The sequence below is a fragment of the Mannheimia sp. USDA-ARS-USMARC-1261 genome (assembly GCF_000521605.1).
Taxonomy (GTDB): Bacteria; Pseudomonadota; Gammaproteobacteria; order Enterobacterales; family Pasteurellaceae; genus Mannheimia; species Mannheimia indoligenes.
In genome coordinates this window covers 1,584,749-1,602,527 of the sequence record NZ_CP006942.1, presented here as the reverse complement: position 1 = coordinate 1,602,527, position 17,779 = coordinate 1,584,749, and the positions used below count along the sequence as shown (strand labels likewise).

17 protein-coding genes, 1 pseudogene and 1 riboswitch are annotated in these 17,779 nt (G+C 39.6%); of the genes and pseudogenes, 8 read left to right on the top strand and 10 right to left on the bottom strand.

What is annotated here, in order from left to right; all coding sequences use genetic code 11:
* Positions 1-40 precede the first annotated feature (40 nt).
* A riboswitch (FMN riboswitch) is annotated at positions 41-167 on the top strand.
* Positions 168-348: 181 nt separating this feature from the next.
* The 4 genes from ribD (at position 349) to ribH (ending at position 3,873) form a co-directional block, all read left to right on the top strand.
* A complete protein-coding gene (gene ribD / locus X781_RS07645) occupies positions 349-1,434 on the top strand; it encodes a bifunctional diaminohydroxyphosphoribosylaminopyrimidine deaminase/5-amino-6-(5-phosphoribosylamino)uracil reductase RibD (RefSeq protein WP_025236301.1) in 1,086 nt (361 codons plus the stop codon).
* Between the two features lie 9 nt (positions 1,435-1,443).
* Positions 1,444-2,091, top strand: coding sequence for a riboflavin synthase (gene ribE, locus X781_RS07640; RefSeq protein ID WP_025236300.1), 648 nt, complete (start codon positions 1,444-1,446; stop codon positions 2,089-2,091).
* An 11-nt stretch (positions 2,092-2,102) separates the two neighbouring features.
* Entirely contained in the window at positions 2,103-3,302 is a 1,200-nt protein-coding gene (locus X781_RS07635) for a bifunctional 3,4-dihydroxy-2-butanone-4-phosphate synthase/GTP cyclohydrolase II (protein ID WP_025236299.1), read from the top strand.
* Between the two features lie 106 nt (positions 3,303-3,408).
* A complete protein-coding gene (ribH, locus tag X781_RS07630) occupies positions 3,409-3,873 on the top strand; it encodes a 6,7-dimethyl-8-ribityllumazine synthase (RefSeq protein ID WP_025236298.1) in 465 nt (154 codons plus the stop codon).
* A 45-nt stretch (positions 3,874-3,918) separates the two neighbouring features.
* On the opposite strand, the gene lnt is transcribed toward ribH, so the two are convergent.
* Together lnt and corC are read right to left on the bottom strand one after the other, a co-directional pair.
* On the bottom strand, positions 3,919-5,424 hold the full coding sequence (gene lnt, locus X781_RS07625) for an apolipoprotein N-acyltransferase (protein WP_025236297.1): 1,506 nt from the start codon (positions 5,422-5,424) through the stop codon (positions 3,919-3,921).
* Positions 5,425-5,481: 57 nt separating this feature from the next.
* Positions 5,482-6,381 (bottom strand): CNNM family magnesium/cobalt transport protein CorC, encoded by a 900-nt coding sequence (gene corC / locus X781_RS07620; RefSeq protein WP_025236296.1) that lies wholly within the window; start codon positions 6,379-6,381, stop codon positions 5,482-5,484.
* A gap of 138 nt (positions 6,382-6,519) precedes the next feature.
* Here corC and X781_RS07615 point away from each other — a divergent pair, with 138 nt between their 5' ends.
* Positions 6,520-7,128 (top strand): DUF2057 family protein, encoded by a 609-nt coding sequence (locus tag X781_RS07615; RefSeq protein ID WP_025236295.1) that lies wholly within the window; start codon positions 6,520-6,522, stop codon positions 7,126-7,128.
* Positions 7,129-7,204: 76 nt separating this feature from the next.
* On the opposite strand, the gene X781_RS07610 is transcribed toward X781_RS07615, so the two are convergent.
* A complete protein-coding gene (locus X781_RS07610) occupies positions 7,205-7,597 on the bottom strand; it encodes a hypothetical protein (RefSeq protein ID WP_025236294.1) in 393 nt (130 codons plus the stop codon).
* 43 nt (positions 7,598-7,640) lie between these two features.
* Positions 7,641-8,210, bottom strand: coding sequence for a TorD/DmsD family molecular chaperone (locus tag X781_RS07605; protein ID WP_025236293.1), 570 nt, complete (start codon positions 8,208-8,210; stop codon positions 7,641-7,643).
* 60 nt (positions 8,211-8,270) lie between these two features.
* Between X781_RS07605 and nfo the strand changes: the two genes are divergently transcribed.
* Together nfo and X781_RS07595 are read left to right on the top strand one after the other, a co-directional pair.
* Complete coding sequence (gene nfo / locus X781_RS07600) at positions 8,271-9,116, top strand: deoxyribonuclease IV (RefSeq protein ID WP_025236292.1); 846 nt, start codon at positions 8,271-8,273, stop codon at positions 9,114-9,116.
* Positions 9,117-9,244: 128 nt separating this feature from the next.
* Complete coding sequence (locus tag X781_RS07595) at positions 9,245-9,814, top strand: C40 family peptidase (protein WP_025236291.1); 570 nt, start codon at positions 9,245-9,247, stop codon at positions 9,812-9,814.
* Between the two features lie 41 nt (positions 9,815-9,855).
* On the opposite strand, the gene X781_RS07590 is transcribed toward X781_RS07595, so the two are convergent.
* Positions 9,856-10,314 carry a LexA family protein gene (locus X781_RS07590; protein WP_025236290.1) on the bottom strand — a complete coding sequence of 153 codons (459 nt, stop codon included), beginning with the start codon at positions 10,312-10,314 and terminating at the stop codon, positions 9,856-9,858.
* A gap of 201 nt (positions 10,315-10,515) precedes the next feature.
* Here X781_RS07590 and X781_RS12045 point away from each other — a divergent pair.
* A pseudogene (locus tag X781_RS12045) lies at positions 10,516-11,588 on the top strand (IS3 family transposase).
* Positions 11,589-11,651: 63 nt separating this feature from the next.
* Here the strand turns inward: X781_RS12045 and groL are convergent.
* The 5 genes from groL to secA form a co-directional block, all read right to left on the bottom strand.
* Positions 11,652-13,292 (bottom strand): chaperonin GroEL, encoded by a 1,641-nt coding sequence (gene groL, locus X781_RS07575; protein WP_025236287.1) that lies wholly within the window; start codon positions 13,290-13,292, stop codon positions 11,652-11,654.
* Between the two features lie 62 nt (positions 13,293-13,354).
* Positions 13,355-13,645 (bottom strand): co-chaperone GroES, encoded by a 291-nt coding sequence (locus X781_RS07570; protein WP_025236286.1) that lies wholly within the window; start codon positions 13,643-13,645, stop codon positions 13,355-13,357.
* Between the two features lie 212 nt (positions 13,646-13,857).
* Positions 13,858-14,418, bottom strand: a complete 561-nt coding sequence (locus X781_RS07565; RefSeq protein ID WP_025236285.1) for a YceI family protein — start codon at positions 14,416-14,418, stop codon at positions 13,858-13,860.
* 140 nt (positions 14,419-14,558) lie between these two features.
* Positions 14,559-14,969, bottom strand: coding sequence for an 8-oxo-dGTP diphosphatase MutT (mutT, locus tag X781_RS07560; protein ID WP_025236284.1), 411 nt, complete (start codon positions 14,967-14,969; stop codon positions 14,559-14,561).
* 88 nt (positions 14,970-15,057) lie between these two features.
* The gene (gene secA / locus X781_RS07555; RefSeq protein ID WP_025236283.1) at positions 15,058-17,772 is read right to left on the bottom strand and encodes a preprotein translocase subunit SecA; all 2,715 of its coding nucleotides are present in this window, start codon (positions 17,770-17,772) and stop codon (positions 15,058-15,060) included.
* Positions 17,773-17,779: the final 7 nt, after the last annotated feature.

Sequence of the window (17,779 nt, the reverse complement as noted above, 5' to 3'; positions counted from 1 at the left end):
CTTGACATAAACTTAGAATGCGAGCAGAATTCTCACCAATTTTAATCTTCAGGGCAGGGTGAAATTCCCGATCGGCGGTAAAGTCCGCGAGCGAAACGAAAAAGGTTTGGCAGGAACCGGTGAAACTCCGGTACCGACAGTTATAGTCTGGATGGAAGAAGAGGTTATCATATTGAAAGCACTGTGCAAGCGGTTGTTTTTCATTCCTTTTTTGCAAGCCTTGAGATCGTAAGATTTCAAGGCTTCATTATTTTTAATCACAACCGGAATTGCAAAATTTTCCTAAAATTTCACCGCTTGTATTGAAAATAATCTTTTCATCACGCCCTCAATTTATCAAAAATTTGTATGAAAGATGCTCAATATATGGCTTATGCCATTGAACTTGCCAAGAAAGCAAAAGGTTGGACAAATCCGAACCCTTTAGTAGGTTGTGTAATTGTAAAAGATGGCGAAATTATCGCTGAAGGTTACCACGAAAAATACGGAGAATGGCACGCTGAACGTAATGCGATTTTACGCTCCGAGCAGGATTTGGTAGGAGCTACTGCTTACGTTACCCTTGAGCCTTGTTGCCATTATGGGCGAACGCCGCCTTGCTCCGATTTATTAATCGAGCGAGGCATCAAAAAAGTGTTTATTGGCTCACGAGATCCTAATCCGCTGGTGTCGGGCAAAGGGGCGAAACAGCTTCGAGCGGCCGGTGTGGAAGTGGTTGAAGATTTTATGCGAGCAGAGTGCGATGAGCTTAACCCGATTTTCTTTCACTACATTCAAACCAAACGCCCTTATGTGTTACTGAAATATGCGATGACGGCGGACGGGAAAATAGCCACAAGTACAGGTGAATCAAAATGGATTACGGGCGAACAAGCTCGGGCAAAAGTACAAGAAACCCGCCATCAATACAGCTCAATTATGGTCGGTGTTGAAACAGTATTGGCTGATGATCCGATGCTCAATAGCCGAATGCCAAATGCCAAGCAACCTGTGAGAATTGTTTGTGATAGTCAGTTAAGAACGCCACTAGATTGCAAATTAGTGCAAACAGCAAAAGAATATCGCACCGTTATTGCAACATTAAATGATGACACGAAAGCCCACGAAGCCTATCAACAACTTGGTGTGGACATTGTTGTAACAAAAGCGGATAACAAGCGGGTAGATTTGCTCGATCTTTTGCAAAAACTAGGCGAAATGCAAATTGACAGTTTGTTAATTGAGGGTGGCTCAAATCTGAATTTCAGTGCATTAAAATCAGGTTGTGTAAACCGAGTGCATTGTTATATTGCCCCGAAATTGATTGGTGGTAAAGAGGCTAAAACCCCGATTGGTGGCGAAGGCGTTAGCAATTTAGCCGAAGCAGTAAAATTAGAATTGAAGTCCACAGAGTTGATTGGCGACGATATTTTGTTGGATTATGTTGTTAAGTAAGGAATAAAAATGTTCACAGGTATTATCGAAGAAGTCGGTCAAATCGCACAACTCAAAAAGCAAGGCGAATTTGCGGTTGTTACTGTCAAAGCTAAAAAAGTGCTTACTGATGTGCAATTAGGCGATAGCATTGCGGTAAATGGTGTTTGTTTAACGGTAACTTCTTTTACGAAAGAGCAATTTACCGCAGATGTGATGTCGGAAACCCTAAAACGCACTTCACTTGGCGAATTGAGCCTAAACAGTCCGGTTAATTTAGAGAGAGCAATGGCGGCAAATGGACGTTTCGGAGGGCATATTGTGTCAGGTCATATTGACGGAACAGGCACCGTTGCCGAAATTACTCCTGCGGATAATGCCACTTGGTATCGTATCAATGCTTCGCCGAAACTGTTGCGTTATATCATTGAGAAAGGCTCAATTACTATTGATGGCATTAGCTTAACCGTAGTTGATGTGAATGACGAATCATTTCGTGTATCGATTATTCCGCATACGATCAAAGAAACAAATTTAGGCTCGAAAAAAATCGGTAGCCTTGTGAATTTAGAAAACGATATTGTCGGTAAATATATCGAACAGTTTTTATTGAAAAAAGAACCTGAAAACCCACCGAGTAAACTTACGGTCGATTTTCTAAAAAATGCAGGATTTTAAAAGGATAAATAATGTTTAAATTTTCAACTGTAGAAGAAGCTATTCAAGCGATTGCCGCAGGTAAAATTATTTTAGTCAGTGATGATGCGGATCGTGAAAACGAGGGCGATTTCATCTGTGCAGCAGAATTTGCTACACCGGAAAATATCAATTTTATGGCGAAATATGGCAAAGGTTTAATTTGTACGCCTATTTCTACCGACATTGCGGAGCGATTGGATTTTCACCCGATGGTGGTCGTAAATAAAGATAATCATCAAACAGCGTTTACCGTTTCTGTCGATCATATTGAGACGGGCACTGGCATTTCGGCTTTTGAGCGTTCTCTCACTTGTATGAAAATATTAGATGAGAACGCAAAAGCAGAAGATTTCCGCCGCCCGGGGCACGTTTTTCCCTTAGTCGCTAAAGACGGTGGTGTGCTGGTGCGTAACGGTCATACTGAAGCTACGGTGGATTTGGCTCGTCTTGCAGGTTTAAAACCGGCAGGACTTTGCTGTGAAATTATGGCAGAAGACGGCACGATGATGCAAATGCCTGAACTTCAAGCTTTTGCGAAAGAGCATAATATTCCGTTTATTACCATTCAGCAGCTGCAAGAGTATCGTAGAAAACACGATAGCCTGGTTGATGTAGTATCGGTTGTGAATATGCCGACTAAATATGGTGAATTTAAAGCACATAGCTTTGTTGAAACTTTATCTGGCAAAGAGCACGTTGCACTGGTAAAAGGCGAGATTGGCGATGGCGAAAATGTGTTATGCCGTATTCATTCAGAATGTTTAACTGGTGATGCGTTTGGTTCTCAACGTTGCGATTGTGGGCAACAATTTGCTGCGGCAATGAGCCAAGTTGAAGCAGAGGGCAGAGGTGTCGTACTTTATTTACGCCAAGAAGGGCGAGGCATTGGCTTAATCAACAAACTACGTGCTTATGAATTGCAAGACAGAGGAATGGATACTGTGGAAGCCAATCTTGCACTAGGCTTTAAAGATGATGAGCGTGAATATTACATTGCGGCTCAAATGTTTGAAAAGCTTGGTGTGAAGTCTATTCGTTTGCTCACTAATAATCCTGCAAAAATTGAAGGACTTATTGAACAAGGTTTAAATGTGGTCGCTCGTGAGCCAATTATGGTTGAGCCAAACGAACACGATTTGGAATACCTCAAAGTTAAACAGCACAAAATGCGACATATGTTTAATTTTTAATGAAATTCTCTGGTACAAGGGTAATTTGCAAACATTTAGTAAAAAATGACCGCTTGTAGTTCTTAATTGAAATATCAAATTTATTTTTAAAGAAGGAAAACAAAAAATGGCAACATTTCAAGGTAATTATATTGCGACAGGTTTAAAATTCGGTATTGTGGCAACGAACTGGCATAAAATCTTTATTGATCAACTGCTCAACGGTGCAACTGATAAATTGCTTCGTCACGGAGTGGAAGCAGAAAATATTGATACTGTTTGGGTACCGGGTGCATTAGAAATCTCAATTGCAGCAAAAAAAATGGCACAAAGTGGGAAATATGATGCGATTATCTGTTTAGGTGCGGTGGTGCGTGGAGCAACCAGCCATTATGATGTGGTGGTAAATGAATCAGCAAAAGGCATTAGTAGTTCTGCATTAGAAACCGGTGTGCCGATTATCAACGGTATTTTAACCGTAGAAAACTTAGAGCAGGCGATTGAGCGTTCAGGCACTAAAGCCGGTAATAAAGGCGAAGAGTGTGCGATGGTTGCGATCGAAATGGCTAACCTATTAAAAATGTTAGGCTAACAAATTAAAAAATCCCCTTAGAACGAAAATGCTAAGGGGATTTTTTTATCTTCTTCTAATCAAGAAGCTAATGATTAAACAGATTAAACTCAATCCATAAATCAGCCAAGAGCCCAATTGTTTGAAAGGCGTATCGCCTTTGGTTGGCTTGAGGGTAGCGGTCAGCACCTCTGTGGTAAATTGAGGCAGTTGCTGAATAACTTTTCCATTTGCATCCACAATAGCAGTGATCCCGGTATTTGCTGCTCGTACAAGTGGTTTGCCAAGTTCTAACGCTCGCATTCTTGCCATTTGGAAATGTTGCCACGGACCAATACTTGAGCCAAACCACGCATCATTAGTAATGGTTAAGAGATAATCCGCATTTTGGCTTTTTTGGTTTTGTTGCACCTGATCGCCAAAAATAATTTCATAGCAAATTGCCAGATTAAAACGGTTGTTTTTTGCCATCATTGGGCTTTGAATAAAGCTGCCTTGAGAAAGATTAATAGGTAGAATAAAGACTTCTCGCATCCAATCCAATACCGAGCCAAAGGGCACATATTCACCAAATGGCACTAGATGGTGTTTGTTATAACGCTTGCTGGCGTGTAAATCGTAAGGCTTGTCTTGCCCTAACAGCACGGTGCTATTAAACAATTCCGCTTTCTCATTTTCATAGAGCGTGCCGATAATAATCTCACTACCGGTTTGGCGAGAGAGATTATCTAAAGCACCTAAAATGCCGCCAATTTGATTTTCAAGAGCTGGGATTGCAGATTCAGGCAAAATAATTACATCGGTTTTACCTAAATAAGGCAGAATGAGTTGCTCGTAGGTTTTTACACTAAAATTGAAATGCTGAGGATCCCATTTCATTTTCTGCTCAATATTTCCTTGTACAAGGCTTACTACAAGCGGTTGTTTTTCTTCATCAATTTGCACAAAGTTAAGGAAGCGAGTTACAAAACTTAACGAAAAAATGACCGCTAGTAAGGCGAGTGATTTGAGTGGTTTGCTTTCTTGCTTCAGCAGTTTGACTAAATAGCCACTCGCTACTACTACAAAGAAAGTTAATCCTTCTACCCCAAAAATTGGAGCGATACCGGCAAAAGGACTATCAATTAAGCTATAACCAAATTGTAGCCAAGGGAAACCTGTAAATACCACGCCACGCAAATATTCGCTAAATGTGAAAATTGCTGCAAGAGCAAACGGATTATTCAGCCTGAATTTGCGTGAGAGAACGCTAAAGAGCAAGTTATAAATGGCTAAATAACAAGCAAGTAGAAAAACAGCGATATAACTAACGACTACAGGCACTCCGCCGAATTGGGTCATACTGACCGATACCCAGTTCACGCCTGTGCAGAAATAGCCTATAGACCAAGCGAATGTTGCCCACAATGCGGTTTTTCTCTGCTCAAGTGTTGCCGCCCAAATTAAGCCTGCACAGGAGATAAAGGCGAGAACCCAAATATCAAACGGAGAGTAGGCGAAAGTGCCAACTGCACCTAGCAGTAGAGTAGCAATACAAGCGGTTATAATTGGTGGATTTTTTGCAAAATTCATAGTTCTCACTAAATAAGAGAGGCACGCCTAAATGTGCCTTTTAGATAATTAAAAAATTTATTCTTCTTCGCTTTGCGAGTGTTGTTCCATTTTTTCTAATTGTTCATCAGAAAGCGTTACTCGCAGTTGAATTAACTGGCGACTATTAGCAGAAGTTACTTTAAAACCAATGCCTTCCAGTTCAATTTGTTCGCCACGTTTTGGGAAGTAACCAAATGCTTTCATTATCAGCCCACCAATGGTATCAACCTCTTCATCATTGAAGTTGGTTGCAAAAAACTCATTGAATTTTTTAATATCAGTAAGTGGTAACACAGCATAAGTATGTCTCGAAAGTTGGCGAATCGGCTTCACTTCTTCTTCATCGAACTCATCATCAATATCCCCAACAATTTGTTCAAGAATATCTTCAATAGTAACTAAACCGGATACAGCCCCAAATTCATCAACTACGACTGCCATATGAAAACGCTCGGAACGGAATTCTTTTAACATTCTGTCTAATCGCTTACTTTCCGGCACAATTACGGCTGGGCGTAGAATTTCTTGCAGATTAAATGGCTCAGAATCAGAACGTAAATATTTGAGCAAATCTTTTGAATGCAGAATGCCTTCAATGGTATCTTTCTCGCCACGAATAACAGGAAAACGTGAGTGGGCGGATTCCACAATCACATCAATAAAAATTTCTAGCGGTTCATTAGCATCAATAAATACAATTTGTGAACGAGGAATCATAATATCCCGAACCCGTAATTCAGAGATTTCCATTACCCCTTCAAGCATTTCTCTGGTGTCGCTATCAATCAGTTCATTCTCAACAGAATCTCGAATGACCTCAACCAAATCTTCACGGTTTTTAGGCTCATTTTGAAAAAGCCCACTAAATAGAGAGTGTAAAATGGATTTTTTCTCCGATTTTTCAGTTGTATTTATATTTTGCTGCTCATCACTCATAGTTTGTTCCAGTTAAATAAATTACGCTTATAATAAGCAAATTCGGTAACAAATCAAATAAAACATTGCTATTTTCATTCAAATTAGCATAGGATAAGCAAAATCTTTTTGTTTCGTAAATTATTTTAGGGGTTTTAAATGAAATTAACCAAAATGGTATTAACGGCGGCAGCGTTAGTTGTAAGTTCTCTAAGCGTTGCCGGTACATTAAGTTCCTCATCAATGGTAGAAATTTTAGCTTTTGATGGACAGCGAGTAAAAAAAGGAACAACTTCTGTGCAAATCAGTGAAAATAAAACTCATCAAGTTGTTGTGGAAGTTGGTGGAACAATTGATGGCGATTACTTTAATTCCGATCAAATGATCTTGACCTTTCAAGGTGCAGCGGAAAATGCCAAATTAGAAACTCCGAGATTAAAATCAAAATTAGATCTGCATAAATTTAAAGAAAACCAAACGGTAACGATTAAAACCGATTCAGGAAAAGTGATTGCTCACAAGCAAGATTTCTTAAAAGGCGAAGGTTTTTTAGCGAGTACGCGTGTGGAAGAAAACTTGAGTAAATATAATTTAGCTAAGAATGTTGCGTCTGTTGAAAAATTTGCGACAGCACCGTTTGAGGCAAAAGGACAAATTATTGTCGATACAAATAAAGTCTCAGACGCTGAATTACAACTTTTATTCCAAAAAGCGGATAAAGAAACCCAAAAACGTTTCTTAGATTGGGCGAAGCAAAACGCAAAATAAGAATTTGGCTTTAACAAGCGGTTATTTTTCTCAAGTTTTTTACAAAAAATCGAAGAAAAATGACCGCTTGTATTTATTACCAACAATAATAGCAATAACGCCAGCTATCCCAACCGCCCCAATACATTTCTCTCTCGTAATTCCAACGCATTTCTTCCAGTTCTAACTGAGATTTGTAGTTTTGCCACGCCATTTTATAACAGGCTTGAAACATTGGGTCATTAACTTTTTCTGCATAACGCTTTTTAAATTCAGCTTCTTCTTTTTCTGTTTGACTAAGCGGCGGATTAAATTGTTGGTGCATTAATTCTGCGGCTTCAACATCGCATTGTTTTGCCAGTTGTACTTGCAAATCTTGTTCCGCTCTTACTTGTTTCGCTCGGCGTTCCGCTTGTTGTTCAGGCGTTAAGGCACAGGCAGTTAAAATGAATGAAAGCGAAAGGGTTAAACCTAATTTTGCTATTTTCATATCCAAGTCCTCATATCCAAATTCACTTAGTTGAATTGGTTGTTTATTCTACTGCTTCTTGCTCGCTTTCTTCAAGCTCATCAGCCATAGCACTTAAGGCATCACGGGTTAATTGAGCCAGAGCTTTATAAAAACCACTATCAAAGGCTTCTACTTTACCTAAAAATTGACTGGCACAAGGGAGCAAAAAACGCTCAAATAGTGTTTTTTGTGCAAGTGTAGAGTCAAGATTGTCTTCAATCCACGAGGCGGTTAAAAGTAATAATGCAACGTGATCTGCATTCTCTAATGCGGGCATTGCTCGCTCTTGGCGGAATGTTACAAAATCCTCAACAGATAAACCATAGGTAGAAATTGTTGTAGCAATAGCCCCATTTTCTGCAAAAAGTGCTTGATAGCTTGCTTTTAATTGCGTAGGGTTAGCACTCTTTTGCAAAATATTCAACGCATTCTCGCTTTGTGCATCTGTGCTTAATGCCCAATGTTGTCGTAATCCGCCTTGTGCAAGCCAATTAAATGTACCGGCTAGAATCGGATCTGTTGGGTTACGGTAAAATAAATTGCCAAATAGACGGCAAAGCAGTGAAAAATCGTTAATAGTTGTTTCGCTCATATAATGTGAAATAGGTAAATAAAAGTAGTGTTAGTATAACAGAACATCAGAGAGGACAGAATGAAATATATTGGGGCTCACGTGAGTGCTTCGGGTGGTGTGGAAAATGCGGTTCTGCGTTCGGTAGAAATTGGAGCGAATGCTTTTGCGTTGTTTACTAAAAATCAACGTCAATGGCAAGCTCCGCCATTAAAAGGCGATACTATTGAAAAATTTAAGCGATTTTGTGCAGCACATCATTTTTCAGCAGAGCAAATTTTGCCACACGATAGTTATTTAATTAATTTAGGTAACCCAGAAGCAGAAGCGTTAGCAAAATCTCGCACTGCATTTATTGATGAGATGAGTAGGGCTAATCAGCTTGGCTTGAAATTGTTGAATTTCCACCCTGGATCGCACTTAAAGAAAATTTCTGAACAAGATTGTTTGTCTCGAATTGCAGAATCTATCAATATGGCAGTTGAAACAGTGCCAAATGTGATAGCAGTTATTGAAAATACGGCAGGACAAGGCTCTAATTTAGGTTGGCATTTTGACCATTTAGCAAAAATTATTGAGCAAGTAGAAGATAAAAATCGAGTTGGCGTATGTTTGGATACTTGTCATTTATTCTCGGCTGGTTACGATATTAGCTCCTATGAAAAAAGCGAAGCAGTATTTAATGACTTTAATCAAACGGTTGGTTTCCATTATTTAAAAGGGATGCACTTAAATGGTTCAAAAACGCCATTAGGTAGCCGTGTAGATAGACACCATACGCTAAGAGAAGGCACAATTGGTACAGAAGTTTTTACATTTATTATGCAGAGTTCAAATTTTGACCGCATTCCGCTTATTTTAGAAACAATATTGCCTGAAATTTGGGCAGATGAAATAAAATTCCTTCGCACATTGGAACTAAAATAGGTTATACTGGTCCGAGATGTTGGTCTGGAGCGATCCAGACTTTTGTTTTGTATGTTTTTTGATCTTCTAAAGATCGTAATTTAAGGAATAAACCGCTGTAATTGTTCTGGCGAGACGAGATATTAATTATGAAAAAAAATCTTTTTGTAGTAACACTAAAACCGTTATTCATTACTTCCATTTTGGCTGTTTTTGGTAGTTATTCTTCCATTGCTGTTGCGAGTTTAAGTACAAAACCAGCAACACCTAATCAAATCATTGCAAGTAAAGCAGAAAGATTATCTAAATCTTCGATCTCAACAAATCGCCCTCAACATTCTCCACGTGCAGAACAAACTGCGAGTAGCAGTAATCGTATTAATAGTGTTTATCGCAACTGGGTTGGTACACGCTATCGAATGGGCGGTACAACTAAAGCCGGTATTGACTGTTCTGCTTTCGTGCGTGAAGTGATGGAGAAAGCATTTAATAGAGATATGCCTCGCTCAACTGCAGAACAACGCTATATTGGACGCTCTATTTCAAAATCAGATTTACGCCCGGGCGATTTAGTTTTCTTCCGTAAAAATAACCACGTAGGTGTTTATATCGGTAACGGTAAATTTGTTCACGCAAGTTCAAGTCAAGGTGTAACTACCAGCTCATTATCAGAACGTTATTGGTCAAGAACTTACACTCAATCTCGCCGAGTAATTTAAAGAATGAATAAGGGGACTAGTGCCCTTATTTTTTATTTCTATTATGCTACTCGTTGCTTACTTTGTGTAAATGTTCCACGAGTACGCATTTGATGTACTACGTTTGTAATCACGCCGGAAATTTTGACTTCATTCCAATCAGTAATTCTTAAGTTTGGTTCGCTTACATCTAATGAAAATAGAATTTTTTCATTCACGCCTTGTGCATTTTCAAGCTCACTAAAGAATTGATAGAATTTGTATTCACCATTCTTTTCTAGCACCAATAAGTCATTCACTAAATAGTGGTCGGTATTTTCTACAATCAGCAGATCATCAAGTTCAATTCCCCACGCAATTAAGTTAGGGTTTTTAACGTGAATGAAAAACGTATCCGTTGGGCGTTTAATGCAAAGTGAATTAAGATCAAGTTTTACAGAACGACTACTGTTAAAATCCCGATAAAGCGGAATCGGTTGATGAGATACCGTTTGTGTTGAAATTTGTTTTAATGAAGCCATTGTGAGATCCTCTATCTGTCTTTTTATACAGGTTATTTTACTGTGTAAAAAAACAGTGTCAATACTTTATTTAAATTTTTTGTAAATTTAAACAGTATTTTGACCGCTTGTTATTCGCTAGTAAGTAATAAAAAAGCATCCAATATGATCTGCCCCCCAAAAGTTGGACTAAATAACCAACTGATAAGGTGCAGATTTTTTATGACTAAATACAACCTATCTTTCAAACAACAAGTGATCGAATTTTATCTTCAAAACGGGAAAAATCGATCTCTCACCCGTCAGCATTTTCAGCTTGCCAAAACAACATTAGAGCGTTGGATTCACCAATATAATTATAATGGAAACAATGGGTTAGCTGTTTTAGGTAAAAAGCGGATTTACTCACCCGAATTTAAATTATCCGTTGTACAAGCGGTCAAAAACGGACAATTTTCTGCAAGAAACGCTTGCTTTCATTTTGGGATTGCCAATTCAGGTATCATCAGTCAATGGTTGCAAGCTTTTGATAAACAGGGTATAAACGGTTTATTTCCCAAACTCAAAGGTCGTCCGACAATGAAACCGAAATACCCGAAAATGCCACCGCCACCCCAAACCGAAGAAGAACGCTTGCGTTATCGCATTTTAGAATTGGAAGCGGAGGTAGCTTTACTAAAAAAGTTGCAGGAGTACAACCAACAAAAAATGCGGAAAAGGCAAATCTCGTAAAGGCATTACAATACCGCTCGTATCAATGGTAAGTGGGTAAGATTGCGGATAATCTGTTGGGACGAAATTTCCAAACCACCAAGCCCAATGAGAAATGGGTTACTGATATCACGGAATTTAAATGTGCAGAAGGCAAGCTCTATTTATCGCCAATCAAGGATTTGTTCAATGGTGAAATTATCGCCTATGATTTAGCAGAAAGCCCTCATTTTGAGCAGATTAGCCGAATGATGACGCAGGCGATAGCAAAGCTTAACGGTGCAAAACCGATACTGCATTCTGACCAAGGTCGGCAATATCAGATGGCAAGTTTTAGGGAAATTTGTCGAAAAAACGGCATTAGGCAAAGTATGTCAAGAAAAGGAAACTGCTTGGATAATGGGGCAATGGAAAGTTTTTTTGGACGTTTGAAAACAGAATGCTATTTTGGCAAGCGATTTGAAACCTTTGCCGAACTGAAGAAAGCTATTCACGATTACATTCATTACTACAACAATGAGCATATTCAAGTGAAACTAAAAGGACTCAGCCCTGTGGAATACAGAACTCAGTCCTTGAATTAAATGAGTCTAACTTTTTGGGGTCAGATCAGTTTTCAGTAGCTTTTATTCATTAAGAATAAACGATTACATCATTCCGCCCATTCCACCCATACCGCCCATTGCAGCTGGATCTAATTTTTCTTCTTTTGGTAAGTCTGTGATCATACATTCTGTCGTGATCATTAAACCTGCAATAGAAGCCGCAAATTGTAATGCTGAACGGGTTACTTTAGTTGGATCTAAAATACCCATTTCTAACATATCGCCATACTGCTCTGTACCTGCATTATAACCATAGTTACCCGAACCATCTTTCACGTTGCGAGCAACCACTGAAGACTCTTCACCGGCATTTGCTACGATTTGGCGTAAAGGTGCTTCCATCGCACGAAGGGCAAGTTTGATACCCACATTTTGTTCCTCATTGTCGCCTTTTAAGGTTACCGCTACTTTGGTTGCCGCACGCACTAATGCCACGCCGCCGCCTGGGACGATACCCTCTTCCACCGCTGCACGAGTTGCGTGTAAGGCATCATCAACACGATCTTTCTTCTCTTTCATTGCCACTTCTGTTGCTGCACCAACTTTAATCACAGCAACACCGCCTGCTAATTTCGCCACACGCTCTTGCAGTTTTTCTTTGTCGTAATCTGACGTTGAATCTTCGATTTGCTGACGAATTTGTGCTACACGACCTTTAATTTGAGTTTCATCACCAATGCCGTCAATAATCGTTGTGTTATCTTTAGAGATCACCACACGTTTTGCTTGACCTAACTCTTCTAAAGTTGCTTTTTCAAGCTCCATACCGATCTCTTCCGAAATCACAGTACCTGCAGTTAAGATCGCAATATCTTGTAACATCGCTTTACGGCGATCGCCAAATCCTGGTGCTTTCACCGCAGCCACTTTCACGATACCACGCATTGTGTTCACCACTAAAGTAGCCAACGCTTCACCTTCGATATCTTCTGCAATAATCACTAACGGTTTGCCCGCTTTCGCAACACCCTCTAACACCGGTAATAATTCACGGATGTTAGACACTTTTTTATCCACTAAAAGAATGTACGGATTCTCCAACTCTACTGTGCCAGCTTCAGGTTTATTGATGAAATATGGTGATAAGTAGCCGCGATCAAACTGCATACCTTCAACCACATCTAACGCATCTTCTAAACCTGTGCCGTCTTCAACAGTAATTACGCCCTCTTTGCCCACTTTTTCCATTGCTTGAGCAATTAATTGACCGACAGTTGAATCTGAGTTTGCAGAAATTGTTCCCACTTGCTCGATCTCTTTGGAAGTTTCACACGGTTTTGAAATCACTTTTAATTCTTCAACAACTGCGGCAACTGCTTTATCGATACCACGTTTTAAATCCATTGGGTTCATACCGGCTGCAACCGCTTTCAAGCCTTCATTTACGATCGCTTGAGCTAATACCGTTGCAGTTGTTGTACCATCACCGGCGGCATCATTGGCTTTAGAGGCAACCTCTTTCACCATTTGAGCACCCATATTTTCAAATTTATCTTCTAATTCGATTTCACGAGCAACCGATACACCATCTTTAGTAATTGTTGGAGCACCGTATGCACGGTCTAATACCACATTACGACCTTTCGGACCTAAAGTTACTTTTACTGCATCAGCTAAAATATTCACGCCTTTTAACATTTTTACGCGTGCATCATTACCAAATTTAACGTCTTTCGCTGCCATTTTTCTTTTCCTTTTTTTGATGTGTGTAGGCGTATGTAATACACGCCTACATTACAATGAATTTATTCTACAATCGCTAAAATATCGTGTTCTGCTAAAATTAACACTTCTTCGCCATCAATTTTCTCGGTTTTCACGCCGTAGCCTTCATTGAAGATAACGACATCACCTACTTTAACCGCTAAGGGTTGAACCGAACCGTTCTCTAAAATTCGACCTGTACCTACTGCAATTACTTTACCACGGGTTGATTTTGTTGCTGCCGAACCGGTTAAAACAATACCACCTGCCGATTTTGTTTCAACTTCTTCACGTTTTAAAATAACTTTATCGTGTAATGGACGAAGTGCCATATTCTGTTCCTCTTATAAATTGATGATTGATAATTCTACGCAAAAAAGCGTAACGTCTAACAATATAAAGGCGGATTTCATACTTTCAAGGGCAAGCGGTGAAATTTGTAAAAAATTTTGCAAACTTCACCGCTTGGTGGTGGAATTTCAGTCAAATAAAGAGAACGAAAACCATAAAAAAATCCGCACATAAGTGCGGATTCGCTTAATAGTTACTGCTTCGCTGCTTCAATTTGAATTGCAATTTCAACGTCTTTTGTCATACCCACATCAACAAGGTAGTTCATACCCCATTGGCTTCTGTCGATAGTGGTTACGAAATCGCCGCCACATACTTCAGCTTTTAACATTGGGCTTTGATAGCAGTTGAATTTTGTCGCTTTTAAGGTTACCGGATGAGTTTTGCCTAATAAGGTTAAATTACCTTCTACTTCCGTTACTTTTTTATCGGCAAAATGGAATTTGGTTGAAACAAAACGCATTTCCGGGAATTTTTCAACGTGGAATAAATCAGCCGATTTTAAGTGATTGGTAAAATCTTGGCTACTTGCTTGTAAACTGCTTACCGGAATAGTTACATCAATTGAGCCAGTGCTTTTTTCTACATCAAGCTGTAATTCGCCTGTTAAATTGTAGAAACCGCCCACGTTGCTACTTGTACCAAAATGGTCAATGCTAAATCTTGCATTTGCGTGATATGGGTCAATTTTATAAGTTGCCGCATTTGCAGATACAGCAGTAATAGCAGCTGCTAACATAACGATTTTTTTCATAAAAGTTCCTCGCTTGAATTGTCGATTTGTTAAATTTTAGTTAAGGAACTTTTATTCTATCCAAATAAAGATAAGGAATAAATGTGCGTTATGAAAAAAGATTATTTCTTTAAAAGAAAGAATGGCAGATTAAACAACTACTATTCTTGATTTTCTATTTCTGCTTTTAGACGTTTAATCAATTGTGCATTAGCCGGTGGGAAAGCCCCTTCATCTAAATCAGATTGTGCGATCCAAAAGCCCTCTTGCCCTTCTCGACCAAAGGGTTCATTTACCCATTCTTCCACTAAGTAGAAGAAAAACTGAATAATCTTGTTTGGATATTCAAAGCTGAAACTTTCATAGGGAAAAGCACTTAGCACTTGAATACCGATTTCTTCTTCTAACTCACGTTTAAGGGCTTCTTCAGGAGTCTCACTGGCATCAACCTTACCGCCCGGAAATTCTAATGATTGAGCGAAGTCTTGCCCTTCTAAGCGTTGGGTCAAATAAATTTGCCCAAATTCGTTGCGGATAATACCGGCTGATACTTGAATAATCGGTTTTGACATAGATTTCCTCTACTCTTTCTATAAACTCAAGCGGTCAGATTTAGACGATAATTTGCAAATTTCTGTCTAAAAATAACCGCTTGTATCATTATGCGTATCTCGCTTTATTGCCGTGACAATGTTTATATTTTTTGCCTGAACCACAAGGGCAAGGATCATTACGACCAATGTTTAAGTTTGCTAACTCTTCATCACTTAAACTTTCAAGATCAACTTGCTGTGCTGGCTCATCGATTGGTGATTGCTCCGCCGCTTTAGCTTCCATTTCTGCTTGCAAACGTTGAGCCTCTTCCACCTCTTCTTGGCTACGCACTTGAATACGGCTTAAAATGCTAATCACATTTAATTTTAAGGTGTTAAGCATATTGGTAAACATTGCAAAAGACTCTTTTTTGTACTCTTGCTTCGGATCTTTCTGAGCATAGCCACGCAAGTGAATGCCTTTGCGTAAGTAGTCCATAGAAGAAAGATGCTCTTTCCATAATTCATCAAGATTTTGTAGCATTACACCTTTTTCAAAATTACGCATTACTTCAGCACCAACTTTCTCTTCTTTCGCTTTATATTCTTCAATAGCAATATTGAGAATACGCTCACGCAAGGTTTCTTCGTGTAGATCTTTTTCGGTTTCTAACCAATGAGAAATCGGTAAATCTAAGCCAAACTCGCGACGTAAACGCTCTTCCAAGCCCGGCACGTTCCACATTTCTTCAATAGATTGAGGCGGAATGTACTCACTGATGGTGCTATCAAATACATCTTGGCGAATAGTTTCAATCATTGATGAAATATCATCAGTATCTAATAAGTGATTACGTTGTTCATAAATCACTTTACGCTGCTCGTTCGCCACATCGTCATATTGTAAAAGGTTTTTACGACCGTCAAAGTTATGAGCTTCTACTTTTGCTTGTGCCGATGCAATTACTTTGGTTAATAGTTTAGATTCCATCGCTTCGCCTTCTTCAGTAAAGGCTTTACGCATCATATTCAATTTACCTTCATTGAGGTAAATTCGCATCAACGAGTCATCTAATGATAAGTAGAAACGTGATGAACCCGGGTCGCCTTGACGACCGGAACGACCACGCAACTGGTTGTCAATACGGCGAGACTCGTGGCGTTCTGTACCAATAATGTGCAAACCACCTGCTTGCATTACCGTGTTGTAACGCTCTTGCCACGCTGATTTAATTTCATCAATTTGTTCTTGAGTTGGATTTTCAAGTTTGGCAATTTCCACTCTCCAGTTACCGCCAAGCACGATATCTGTACCGCGACCAGCCATATTCGTTGCAATAGTTACTGCACCCGGTGCACCTGCTTCCGCCACAATTTCTGCTTCTTGGGCGTGGAATTTTGCATTTAATACATTGTGAGGAATACCCGCTTTGGTTAATTCTGCCGATAATAACTCCGATTTTTCTACCGATGCTGTCCCCACTAACACAGGTTGCTGGCGTTCCATACAATCTTTAATTTCAGTAATAATCGCCGCAAATTTTTCTGCTTCACTTTTGAACATTAAGTCAGTGCGATCTACACGGATAACCGGTCTGTTTGTTGGCACAACAACGGTATTTAAGCCGTAAATTTGTTGGAATTCAAAAGCTTCGGTATCTGCCGTACCTGTCATACCTGCTAATTTTTCGTATAGACGGAAATAGTTTTGGTAAGTAATAGAAGCAACGGTTTGGTTTTCGCCTTGAATATTCACACGCTCTTTTGCTTCAATCGCTTGATGTAGACCATCAGACCAGCGACGACCTGCCATTGTTCGCCCGGTGTGCTCGTCAATGATGACAATTTCTCCATCTTTTACAATGTAGTCCACATTGCGTTCAAACAATTTATGAGCACGCAACGCCGCACTAACGTGATGTAAAAGCGAAATACGAGCCGGGTGATATAAGCTCTCCCCTTCTTCCATCAAGCCCATTTGAGTAAGGAAGTCCTCTACTTTCACCATACCACGCTCAGTTAAATGAGCCTGTTTGTTTTTCAGATCTAGGGTAAAATCTCCTTCGCCCGTGTATTCTTCGGTATCTTCTTTATCTTGTGCGATCAAATGCGGAATAATTTGATCTACTGCTTGATAAATTTGAGTCGCATCTTCCGCTGGTCCTGAAATAATTAATGGCGTACGAGCTTCATCAATTAAGATAGAGTCCACCTCATCCACTAATGCGTAATGTAATTCACGTTGAAAACGCTCATTTCTATCGTGAGCTAAATTATCACGCAAGTAATCAAAACCTAATTCACTATTGGTTGAATAGGTAATATCCGCTTGGTATGCCGCACGTTTAACCTCCGGCGGTAAACCAGGAATGTTCACGCCTACGGTTAAGCCTAAAAATTCAAATAATGGACGGTTAGTTTCCGCATCACGGCGAGCAAGGTAATCATTCACGGTTACAACATGAACCCCTTTACCGGTTAAAGCATTTAAATAGCAAGGCAGAGTTGCAGTTAATGTTTTCCCTTCACCGGTACGCATTTCGGCAATATTACGCCCTGTTAAAACCATACCGCCAATAAGCTGTACATCAAACGGACGCATACCTAACACACGTTTACTCGCTTCTCGAACCGTTGCAAAGGCTTCAGGCAATAAACTGTCTAAGGTTGCCCCATCTGCTAAACGGAGTCTAAATTCAGCCGTTTTGGCTTTTAATTCTTCGTCAGATAGCTGTTCAAATGTCGGCTCAAGTTTATTAATTTGCACCACTCGTTTTCTTAAACGTTTTAGCGTACGGTCATTGCTTGAGCCAAAAATAGAGGTAAGTAATTTTGAAATCATTGTATTT

Coding starts and splice junctions, on each gene's coding strand:
- ribD (WP_025236301.1), top strand. CDS start 349: ATGAAAGATGCTCAATATATGGCTTATGCCATTGAACTTGCCAAGAAA.
- ribE (WP_025236300.1), top strand. CDS start 1,444: ATGTTCACAGGTATTATCGAAGAAGTCGGTCAAATCGCACAACTCAAA.
- X781_RS07635 (WP_025236299.1), top strand. CDS start 2,103: ATGTTTAAATTTTCAACTGTAGAAGAAGCTATTCAAGCGATTGCCGCA.
- ribH (WP_025236298.1), top strand. CDS start 3,409: ATGGCAACATTTCAAGGTAATTATATTGCGACAGGTTTAAAATTCGGT.
- lnt (WP_025236297.1), bottom strand. CDS start 5,424: ATGAATTTTGCAAAAAATCCACCAATTATAACCGCTTGTATTGCTACT.
- corC (WP_025236296.1), bottom strand. CDS start 6,381: ATGAGTGATGAGCAGCAAAATATAAATACAACTGAAAAATCGGAGAAA.
- X781_RS07615 (WP_025236295.1), top strand. CDS start 6,520: ATGAAATTAACCAAAATGGTATTAACGGCGGCAGCGTTAGTTGTAAGT.
- X781_RS07610 (WP_025236294.1), bottom strand. CDS start 7,597: ATGAAAATAGCAAAATTAGGTTTAACCCTTTCGCTTTCATTCATTTTA.
- X781_RS07605 (WP_025236293.1), bottom strand. CDS start 8,210: ATGAGCGAAACAACTATTAACGATTTTTCACTGCTTTGCCGTCTATTT.
- nfo (WP_025236292.1), top strand. CDS start 8,271: ATGAAATATATTGGGGCTCACGTGAGTGCTTCGGGTGGTGTGGAAAAT.
- X781_RS07595 (WP_025236291.1), top strand. CDS start 9,245: ATGAAAAAAAATCTTTTTGTAGTAACACTAAAACCGTTATTCATTACT.
- X781_RS07590 (WP_025236290.1), bottom strand. CDS start 10,314: ATGGCTTCATTAAAACAAATTTCAACACAAACGGTATCTCATCAACCG.
- groL (WP_025236287.1), bottom strand. CDS start 13,292: ATGGCAGCGAAAGACGTTAAATTTGGTAATGATGCACGCGTAAAAATG.
- X781_RS07570 (WP_025236286.1), bottom strand. CDS start 13,645: ATGGCACTTCGTCCATTACACGATAAAGTTATTTTAAAACGTGAAGAA.
- X781_RS07565 (WP_025236285.1), bottom strand. CDS start 14,418: ATGAAAAAAATCGTTATGTTAGCAGCTGCTATTACTGCTGTATCTGCA.
- mutT (WP_025236284.1), bottom strand. CDS start 14,969: ATGTCAAAACCGATTATTCAAGTATCAGCCGGTATTATCCGCAACGAA.
- secA (WP_025236283.1), bottom strand. CDS start 17,772: ATGATTTCAAAATTACTTACCTCTATTTTTGGCTCAAGCAATGACCGT.